This is a genomic window from Fusobacterium sp., from assembly GCF_029258315.1.
In the GTDB taxonomy this organism is placed as follows: Bacteria; Fusobacteriota; Fusobacteriia; order Fusobacteriales; family Fusobacteriaceae; genus Fusobacterium_B.
This window is the reverse complement of record NZ_JARHZE010000111.1, coordinates 1-8,627: the sequence shown is the minus strand read 5'-3', so window position 1 is coordinate 8,627 and position 8,627 is coordinate 1. Positions and strand designations below refer to the sequence as shown.

The following is an 8,627-nucleotide window of genomic DNA, read 5'->3' as shown; positions in this document are numbered from 1 at the left end:
CCTTGAGAAAGAGCATTCAAAAGTTTGTGTGTTGAATGAGTTGCGAAAATAGTAGGACCTTTATTTTCTTTTGAAGGCTCTCCTCTCATAGCAAAATGATTTTTATAGATATCATTAAATCTAGCATATCCATACCAAGCTTCATCGAAATGTATAATATCAGTTGATTTTTCTAAAAGTTTCTCAACTTTTTCAGCATTGTAAGTAACTCCATCATAGGTACAGTTAGTAATAACTGAATATACAGGATTTTCATTTGTTTTATTTTTTTCTTTTATAACAGGATTATTTTTAATTTTTTCTCTTATAGTTTTTTCTTCCATTTGTTCAGGGAGTATAGGACCAATTATTCCATATCTATTTCTTGTAGGTGTCATATAAATAGGAAGTCCTCCACCTAAAATTAGACCTTGTTCAATAGATTTATGACAGTTTCTATCTGCTAAAATAATATCATTATCTTTTGTACAAGCTTGCATTATAGTTCTATTAGATCCAGAAGTTCCACCTAAGATAGAGTATGTTCTATCAGAACCAAAAATTTTAGATGCATATTGTTCAGATTCTCCAAAATATCCAGTATGATCAAGTAAAGAACCAAGCTCAGCTCTTTCTATCCCCATATCTGTTCTGAATAAATTTTCTCCATAAAAATCATAGAATTTTTGTCCAACAGCAGTTTTTGTGAAACCAACTCCTCCTTGATGTCCTGGAGCTGCCCAAGAGTATTCTGCTTTTTTTTCATAAGTCATAATTGCAGAAGCTAATGGTGGTAAAAGTTGTTTTCTATATCTAGTGATAGCTGCTGAGATACGTTCCATAATAAATACAGGAGAATCTTCAAAAAGCCAGACATATTCATCTATTAAATTAAAAGTTTCAGCTTTTAAAGTATCAATTGCTTTTTCATTTTCTGCTAGCAGAAAAACGGGTACATTTTTTTGTCTTTGATGAAGAGTTATTATTAAATTTTCAAGGCTTTTTTCTTGGTTTTTTAATCCATGTTTGGAATCCCAGTCGATTAAAAGACAATCAATAGAATTATTTATTTTGATAATATTTCTAGCATCGTCAATCGAATCGGCCTGGATAATTTCAACTCCTCTCTTTTCTATTTCATTTTCTAAATTAGATATAACACTTTTTATACTACTTTCTTCACTGGATTTTAAATCACGAATAAATAAAATTTGAAATACTTCGCCGTTTAAGTCTTTCATTAAAATCAACTCCTTTGTATATAAAATAGATTATTTAATTAAGATTTATTTTTCCTAAAGATAATAAAATTAATGAAATTATTCCTATTCCTCCTAGAAGAATAGCTATAATTTTATCATATGTATTAAAAATATTTTTATTGTTAGCTTGTTTTTGAGATATAACATAAATGATAATTCCAAAAGAGAAAATTGATGTACTCATAAGAAGAAGAGACATTTTAGATGAGAAAAGTAACCATAACATAAAGATACATGCACCTAGTCCAGAGATAAAACTAATTTTCTTTTTGGTAGGTTCTAGATTAGTTAATTTTCCATAAAATAATTCTTTTAAAAGGAAAAGAGTACAGATTATATATGGCGGAATAATCATTAAACCAGTTATATCAACTAAGAATAGCCAAGCATTTTTATTGAAAAGTACAACTAACATAGTAAGTTGCATTGCAACAGTGGACATTAGAAGGGAAGGAATAGGAGTTCCATTTTTATCAATTTTAGAAAGAGATTTTGGAAATACTCCATCTTTAGCAGCAACATATGGAACTTCAGCTGTAATGATTGTCCAAGACAACCAACATCCAAGTAAAGCGATGATAATTCCTATATTGACAAAAGTTGCTCCCCAAGGTCCTACTATTTTAGCTAAAACATATGCAGTTGATGGATTTGGTAATTTTGATAGTAAAGTTTGATGGAAGACTCCGAAAGAAAGAATGGATAAAGCAGAGAATATGATAATACAAATTGTGATTCCTAAAAGAGTTGCTTTTCCAACATCTTTTGGATTTTTAGCTCTTCCTGAAAGAACGACGGCTCCTTCAAGTCCTATAAAACACCAAAGAGTAATAAGCATTGTACTTTTTATTTGTTGAAATAAAGTTCCAAGATGTTCTTTATATCCAAGCATATCATAAGAAGCAATATGTGGATTAAATCCTTTAGCAAAGAAAAATAAGATAACGGCTAGAACTAAAAGTTTAGCAAAAGTGGCAAGATTGTTTAAAATAGTAGTTTTGGTAACTCCATGGATAGCTATAAAATACATTATCCAAATAAATAGCGAGCCACCTAAGAAGGATTGGAGATTTTCTCCATTAAAGATAGGATAAAAGTATCCAAAGGTTTGCATCAGCAAGACAGCAAAAGCAACATTTCCAAAGATGGAACTTAGCCAGTACCCCCAAGCTATTTCGCAACCAATAAATTTTCCAAAACCGGTTCTAGCATAAGAATAAATACCTGATTCTAATTCTGGATTGTTATCCGATAATATACTAAAAGTATTTGCCAGGAAATAAATTCCTATTGCTGTTATTATCCAAGAGATTACAACAGCTAAAAAACCAGCATCAATACTCATATTGGACGGAAGATTGAAGATTCCGCCACCAATCATTGAACTAACAACGATTGCTACGAGACCAAATAAACCTAATTTGTTGTCATTTTTTTCCATAACACACTCCTTTTTTTATTAAGTTACAACCCATTTGTCTTTATAATCTTAAAAAAAGTTTAAAATTAAGTGAAAAAAATAAAAATAAAAATTTTAGATAGGAGTAAAATTAATTTAAAGTCTTTTAATAAGAAAAATAAGATTAAATAAAAAAGAGATTAATTTTTTTTATTAATCTCTTAAAAAATATATTTTTAATTTAAAATTAGAATGCCTTAACAACAGCTCCATTATATTTTTCTTCAATAAATTTTGCTACTTTTTCTGATTGAAGAGCTTTTACTAAAGATTTGATTTCTTTTTTCTCTAAATCTTTTGTTTTAACAGCGATGATATTTGCATAAGGAGATTCTTTTCCCTCTAAAAGTAAAGCGTCTTTACTTGGATTTAGTTTAGCTTCGATAGCATAGTTACCATTTATTACAGCAAAATCAACATCTTTTAAAACACGAGGAAGTTGAGCAGCTTCTAAAGATTTAAATTTTAATTTTTTTGGATTTTCCACAATATCAAATTCAGTTGAATATAAATTTTTTGGATCAGATAATTTTATAATCCCATTATTGTGAAGAAGAATAAGAGCTCTTCCACCATTAGATGGATCACTAGGAATAGCAATTACAGATCCTTTTTTTAATTCATCAAGAGATTTATGTTTATCAGAAAAAAGTCCTAAAGGTTCTACGTGGATAGCTCCAGCAGATGCAAGATCTAATTTTCTTTCTTCAGCAAACTTTTCTAAATATGGATAATGTTGGAAAAAGTTAGCGTCTAAATCTCCATCATCTAAAGCAAGATTAGGAGTAACATAGTCAGTAAATTCAACTATTTTAAGTTCTATCCCCTCTTTTGAAAGTTCAGGTTTGATTATTTCTAAAATTTCTGAATGAGGAACAGGAGTAGCACCTACTTTTAGAGTAGAACCAAAAGAGTTAGCACCAACAACAAGTGAAAGTAAACCAGTTAAAGCGAATAATTTTAGATTTTTTTTCATAAACACCATCTCCTTAAAATTTATAATATTATTTGTTTTTTTTCGAAAGTTTTACTAAATAATTTCCAAAAGATTGTATAATTTGAACTAATATAATTATAACAATAACTGAATAAATCATAATATCGATTTTAAATCTTTGATATCCAAATCTAATAGCTAAATCTCCTAGACCACCAGCACCAATTGTTCCAGCCATAGCTGAATAACCAATAAGACTGATAACTGTAACAGTAAGACCGTGTATCAGATGTGGAAGAGTTTCAGGAATCATAACTTTAAAAATTATAGTGAAATTATCTGCTCCCATACTAGAACTTGCTTCGATAAGTCCCTTGTCTATTTCGTTCAAAGCTCCCTCAACCATTCTTGCTACAAAAGGAGCAGCTGATATAGAAAGAGGAACAATTGCTGCATTAACTCCAATAGTAGTTCCAACTATAAGTCTTGAAAGTGGAAATACACATATCATAAGAATGATAAATGGAAAAGATCTTAAAGTATTCACACAAACTTCTAAAACTTTATTTAAGAAAGGTTTTTCCCAAATATTTCCAGATTTAGTTATTACAAGTAAAATTCCAATAGGAAAACCAATTAACATAGAAAATATAGTTGAGAAGAAAACCATATATAGAGTTTCTAAGGTTGAAAAGAAAACCATATCTAAAGCATTTAAAGCTGAGTTTAAAATTGTACTAAAAACCATTATAAATCACCTCGACAAAAATTCCTGCTTCTTGGAACCAATCAATTGCTTCATTTTGTTCTTTTATATTTCCAGAAAGTTCAATATAAAGATGTCCTACTTGCATTGTTGAAAGGTTTTCGATAGACCCCCCAATGATACTAAAATCTATATTGAATTTTTTTATGGCTTGAGAAATAATAGGCTCTTCAGCTATTGAACCTAAGAATTTTAATTTTACTATCATTTTACCAGCTGTTTTAACAAGATTAACTATTGTTTCGTTATCATTAGGTAGATGAGAGATAAGTTCTTTGGTAACACTATTTTGAGGAGCTGAAAATATATGGTGAACTCCACCAGTTTCAACTATTTCCCCATGAGCCATAACAGCTACTTTGTTACAAATATCTCTAATTACTTCCATCTGATGAGTGATCATAATTACTGTAAGTCCAAGTTTCTTTTGAATATTTTTTATTAACTCTAATATTGATTTTGTAGTTTTAGGATCAAGAGCTGAAGTAGCTTCATCAGAAAGAAGAATTTCTGGATTATTTGCTAAGGCTCTAGCAATAGCCACCCTTTGTTTTTGCCCACCACTTAATTGACTTGGATAAGAGTTTTTCTTATCAGATAGTTCAACAAGTTCAAGAAGTTCATCAACTCTATTTTTTATATCTTTTTTATTCCAATTAGCAATTTCAAGAGAAAAAGCTATGTTTTCTCCAACAGTTCTTGAAGATAAAAGATTAAAGTGCTGAAATATCATTCCAATTTTTTTTCTTTTTTCTAAAAGTTCTTTTTTATTGAGAGTGGTAATATTTATCCCATCTATAATTATCTCTCCACTAGTAGGTTCTTCCAATCTATTAAGCAATCTTATAAGAGAAGATTTACCAGCTCCACTAAGACCAATTATTCCAAAAATATCTCCCTTGCTTATATGGAGATTAATATTTTTTACAGCGTGAAGACCATTGGGATATATTTTATTAGCATTGTTAATATAAATCATAAATATCCTCCTTGTATAAAAAATTAAATAAAAAAATCTCTAAACTATCCACTTCAAGATAATTTAGAGATATAGTGACTTTTGACTGTCGCCATCTGTCTGGAATTAGCACCACACTAAAAAATAAAGTAGGTTGCTGAAACATCAACGGGCCAGTCCCTCAGTTTCTCTTGATGGATATTTTTTTTATTTGAGTTATGATATAATAAAAAAGTTCATTTGTCAATAAAATTTTATAAAAAATAAAAAAAGCTTGAAAAAGAAAAAATTATATATGATAATTTGATAAATAAAGAAAAAAAGGAGGAACAATGAAAAGACTAGATTATATAAGCTGGGATGAGTATTTTATGGGAGTTGCCTTACTTTCTGGAAAGAGAAGTAAAGATCCAGGGACACAGGTTGGAGCTTGTATTGTGGATGAAGATAAAAAAATAGTTGGAGTTGGATATAATGGGTTTCCTCAGGGGTGTGGGGATGATGATTTTCCTTGGGACAGAGAGGGAGAGTTTTTAGAAACAAAATACCCTTATGTTTGTCATGCGGAATTAAATGCTATATTGAACAGTATAAAAAATTTAAAAGGTTGTACTTTATATGTGGCCCTTTTTCCTTGTAATGAATGTGCTAAGGCAATAATTCAAAGTGGAATAAGAGAGATTGTGTTTTTATCAGAAAAATACAAAGGAACTTCAACTGATATTGCTTCTAAAAAATTATTAGATTCAGCAGGAGTAGTTTATAGAAAATTGGAGCCAACAAAAGATAGTATAATTCTTAATTTCAATGAAAAATAAAAAATGGAGGAAAAATGAAAAAATTTGTAATAAGTTGCCCAAATTGTAAAAAGAAGATGAGAATATTAAATAAACCAGCTAAGTATAAATGTCCAAGCTGTGGAAATATTCATAAAGTTGGGAGAATAAAACTTATTTTTATAGCGATAAAAAGTTTTTTTGTGGGAATGGTAGATACAATAAGAGATATAAAAAATAATATTGTATATAAATATAATTCAGCAAAAGCTACTTACAGATATATGAGCCAATTAAAAAAGAATATGAAATCAGATCCTAATTGGTCAAATTATAGAACTCAGCAACAGGAAGAAAAAAAGATGAGAGATGCTAATAAGAGATCTTTTAAAGATTTTTTCAAGAGAAAAAAGAAGTAGGTAAAGAATTAGAACTTGACTTTTAAATGAAAAATGTTATAATTATTTAGATAAATTTATATTTTTAAGAGGTAAATTATGTTTTTAATAGCAAGAGTAAATCAACCCAGAGTTCCTTTAGGGGATTTGTATTTATGAAAAATCGTAGATACAAATCTGTTTTGTAATGTCTGGTTTGTATCTTTATTAGCTGTTGAAAATTTTTGAATTGATGGGCCATTTAGATACAAGATAATCTAAATGGCTTTTTAGTTTGTAAAGAAATTTTTTATAATATCAAGGAGGAGAAGATGATAAAAGTCCCGAAAAATTCATTTGAATTAAAATTTGGCCTGAATAAAAAAATTAAGAATGGAGGAAATAGATAATGGCGATGCAAGAAACTTTAATAACTTTTGTAATATATTTAATATTTTTAATGGGTGTTGGAGTATATTTTTATAAAAAGACAGAAACGGCAGAGGATTATGTATTAGGTGGAAGAGGAATGGGATCTTGGGTTACAGCTCTTTCAGCTCAAGCAAGTGATATGAGTGGTTGGCTTTTAATGGGATTACCAGGAGCTGTATTTATGACAGGAATGAGTCAAACTTGGACTGCAATAGGTTTAACTTTAGGAACTTATCTTAACTGGAAATTATTAGCACCAAAACTTAGAGTTCAAACTGAAGAAACTGATACAATGACTTTACCAAACTTTTTGAGTAAAAAATTAAAAGATGACACAGGAACAATCAGAGTATTTTCAGCTATTGTAATTTTATTCTTTTTTACTATCTATTCATCATCAGGACTTGTAGCAGCAGGAAAATTATTTGCAAGCATCTTGGGGATAGATTATAAGGTTGCTGTTTTAATTGGTGTTGGAACAATAGTTTTTTATACTTTTATGGGTGGATATTTAGCTTGTTGTTGGACAGACTTTTTCCAAGGAACATTGATGTTTTTGGCTATTTTAGTAGTACCAGCTTTGGCATATACTAATGGTGGTGGAATGGAAAATATAATTTTCCAATCAAATGTTCGTGATATATCACTTAATATTTTTCATGGAAGTAAGATAGGTACTTTAGGAGTTATATCAGCTTTAGCTTGGGGACTTGGATATTTTGGACAACCTCATATCCTAGTAAGATTTATGAGTGTAAAAAATATAGAAGAATTAAATAAGGCTAGAAGAATTGCTATGGCTTGGGTTTTAATCTCTTTGATGGGGGCAGTTGCAATTGGAATTACAGGAATAGGAATGTTTACTGATATCTCTCAAATGGGTGGAGATTCTGAAAAAATATTTATCTATATGATAAGCAAATTATTTAATCCTTGGGTAGGAGGAGTCTTATTAGCAGCTATACTATCAGCTATAATGTCAACAATAGACTCTCAACTTTTAGTTTCTGCCTCAACTCTATCAGAAGATTTCTTTAGATATATAAAGAAAGATGCTTCAGAAAAACAGATTATGTGGGTAGGAAGAATAGGTATAATACTAATATCTTTAGTAGCTACAATAATAGCTCTAGATACAAATTCTCAAATTTTAGCTATGGTTTCATATGCTTGGGCAGGATTTGGAGGAGCTTTTGGTCCAGCTATATTAATGACTTTATATTGTAAAGAGCTTGATTGGAGAAGTGTTTTTGTAGGAATGTTAGTTGGAGTAGCAGTTGTTATCTCTTGGAAAGTATCAGGAATGAGTACATACCTATATGAAATATTGCCAGCTTTTGTAATGAATGGATTAGCTGTTTATATTTCTGAAAAAGTTCTTTGTTACAAAAAACAAAAAAATTATATAAAAATAAAAAATTAAATTTTATAAAAAATAATTATATAATAGAAGATGTCAAAAATTTTTGACATCTTTTTATTATTGAAAAATAAAGAAAAAATTAAAAAAAATAAAAAAATAAAAAAGAACTGTTGACAAAAAGAGATGTGTGAGGTATAATAAATCTTGTCCGTGAGAAACGGAACGAAGGACATTAACAACAGAATAGATGAATATGACAAGCAAACAACCTTATTTGGTGTTTAAAAAATGGTAAGTGTAAATTAAATTGACCTAGTC

At 29.3% G+C, this 8,627-nt stretch carries 8 protein-coding genes and 1 riboswitch; of the genes, 3 read left to right on the top strand and 5 right to left on the bottom strand.

Annotated features, from left to right (window positions below):
* From Q1J48_RS07625 to Q1J48_RS07605, 5 genes are all read right to left on the bottom strand, one after another.
* The coding region (locus tag Q1J48_RS07625) for an Orn/Lys/Arg decarboxylase N-terminal domain-containing protein (RefSeq protein WP_300362416.1) at positions 1 to 1,220 on the bottom strand (1,220 nt) is incomplete at its 3' end.
* 34 nt (positions 1,221 to 1,254) lie between these two features.
* Complete coding sequence (locus Q1J48_RS07620; protein WP_300362413.1) at positions 1,255 to 2,682, bottom strand: basic amino acid/polyamine antiporter; 1,428 nt, start codon at positions 2,680 to 2,682, stop codon at positions 1,255 to 1,257.
* A gap of 205 nt (positions 2,683 to 2,887) precedes the next feature.
* Positions 2,888 to 3,676, bottom strand: coding sequence for a MetQ/NlpA family ABC transporter substrate-binding protein (locus Q1J48_RS07615; RefSeq protein ID WP_300362410.1), 789 nt, complete (start codon positions 3,674 to 3,676; stop codon positions 2,888 to 2,890).
* Between the two features lie 28 nt (positions 3,677 to 3,704).
* Positions 3,705 to 4,385: a methionine ABC transporter permease gene (locus tag Q1J48_RS07610; protein WP_300328278.1), complete on the bottom strand. Its 681-nt coding sequence runs from the start codon at positions 4,383 to 4,385 to the stop codon at positions 3,705 to 3,707.
* Positions 4,375 to 5,382, bottom strand: coding sequence for a methionine ABC transporter ATP-binding protein (locus Q1J48_RS07605; RefSeq protein WP_300362407.1), 1,008 nt, complete (start codon positions 5,380 to 5,382; stop codon positions 4,375 to 4,377). Before Q1J48_RS07605 ends, Q1J48_RS07610 begins: the two co-directional genes overlap by 11 nt.
* A gap of 88 nt (positions 5,383 to 5,470) precedes the next feature.
* Positions 5,471 to 5,562, bottom strand: a riboswitch (SAM riboswitch).
* A 131-nt stretch (positions 5,563 to 5,693) separates the two neighbouring features.
* Between Q1J48_RS07605 and Q1J48_RS07600 the strand changes: the two genes are divergently transcribed.
* The 3 genes from Q1J48_RS07600 to putP all read left to right on the top strand — a co-directional run bounded on the left by Q1J48_RS07600 (position 5,694) and on the right by putP (position 8,369).
* Positions 5,694 to 6,179, top strand: coding sequence for a deoxycytidylate deaminase (locus tag Q1J48_RS07600; RefSeq protein WP_300328284.1), 486 nt, complete (start codon positions 5,694 to 5,696; stop codon positions 6,177 to 6,179).
* A 14-nt stretch (positions 6,180 to 6,193) separates the two neighbouring features.
* The gene (locus tag Q1J48_RS07595) at positions 6,194 to 6,556 is read left to right on the top strand and encodes a hypothetical protein (protein WP_300362405.1); all 363 of its coding nucleotides are present in this window, start codon (positions 6,194 to 6,196) and stop codon (positions 6,554 to 6,556) included.
* A 367-nt stretch (positions 6,557 to 6,923) separates the two neighbouring features.
* Positions 6,924 to 8,369 (top strand): sodium/proline symporter PutP, encoded by a 1,446-nt coding sequence (gene putP / locus Q1J48_RS07590; RefSeq protein ID WP_300328290.1) that lies wholly within the window; start codon positions 6,924 to 6,926, stop codon positions 8,367 to 8,369.
* Positions 8,370 to 8,627: the final 258 nt, after the last annotated feature.

Bases quoted from the DNA above. Each gene is read 5' to 3' on its own strand.
- Q1J48_RS07620 (WP_300362413.1), bottom strand. From the start codon at position 2,682: ATGGAAAAAAATGACAACAAATTAGGTTTATTTGGTCTCGTAGCAATC.
- Q1J48_RS07615 (WP_300362410.1), bottom strand. From the start codon at position 3,676: ATGAAAAAAAATCTAAAATTATTCGCTTTAACTGGTTTACTTTCACTT.
- Q1J48_RS07610 (WP_300328278.1), bottom strand. From the start codon at position 4,385: ATGGTTTTTAGTACAATTTTAAACTCAGCTTTAAATGCTTTAGATATG.
- Q1J48_RS07605 (WP_300362407.1), bottom strand. From the start codon at position 5,382: ATGATTTATATTAACAATGCTAATAAAATATATCCCAATGGTCTTCAC.
- Q1J48_RS07600 (WP_300328284.1), top strand. From the start codon at position 5,694: ATGAAAAGACTAGATTATATAAGCTGGGATGAGTATTTTATGGGAGTT.
- Q1J48_RS07595 (WP_300362405.1), top strand. From the start codon at position 6,194: ATGAAAAAATTTGTAATAAGTTGCCCAAATTGTAAAAAGAAGATGAGA.
- putP (WP_300328290.1), top strand. From the start codon at position 6,924: ATGGCGATGCAAGAAACTTTAATAACTTTTGTAATATATTTAATATTT.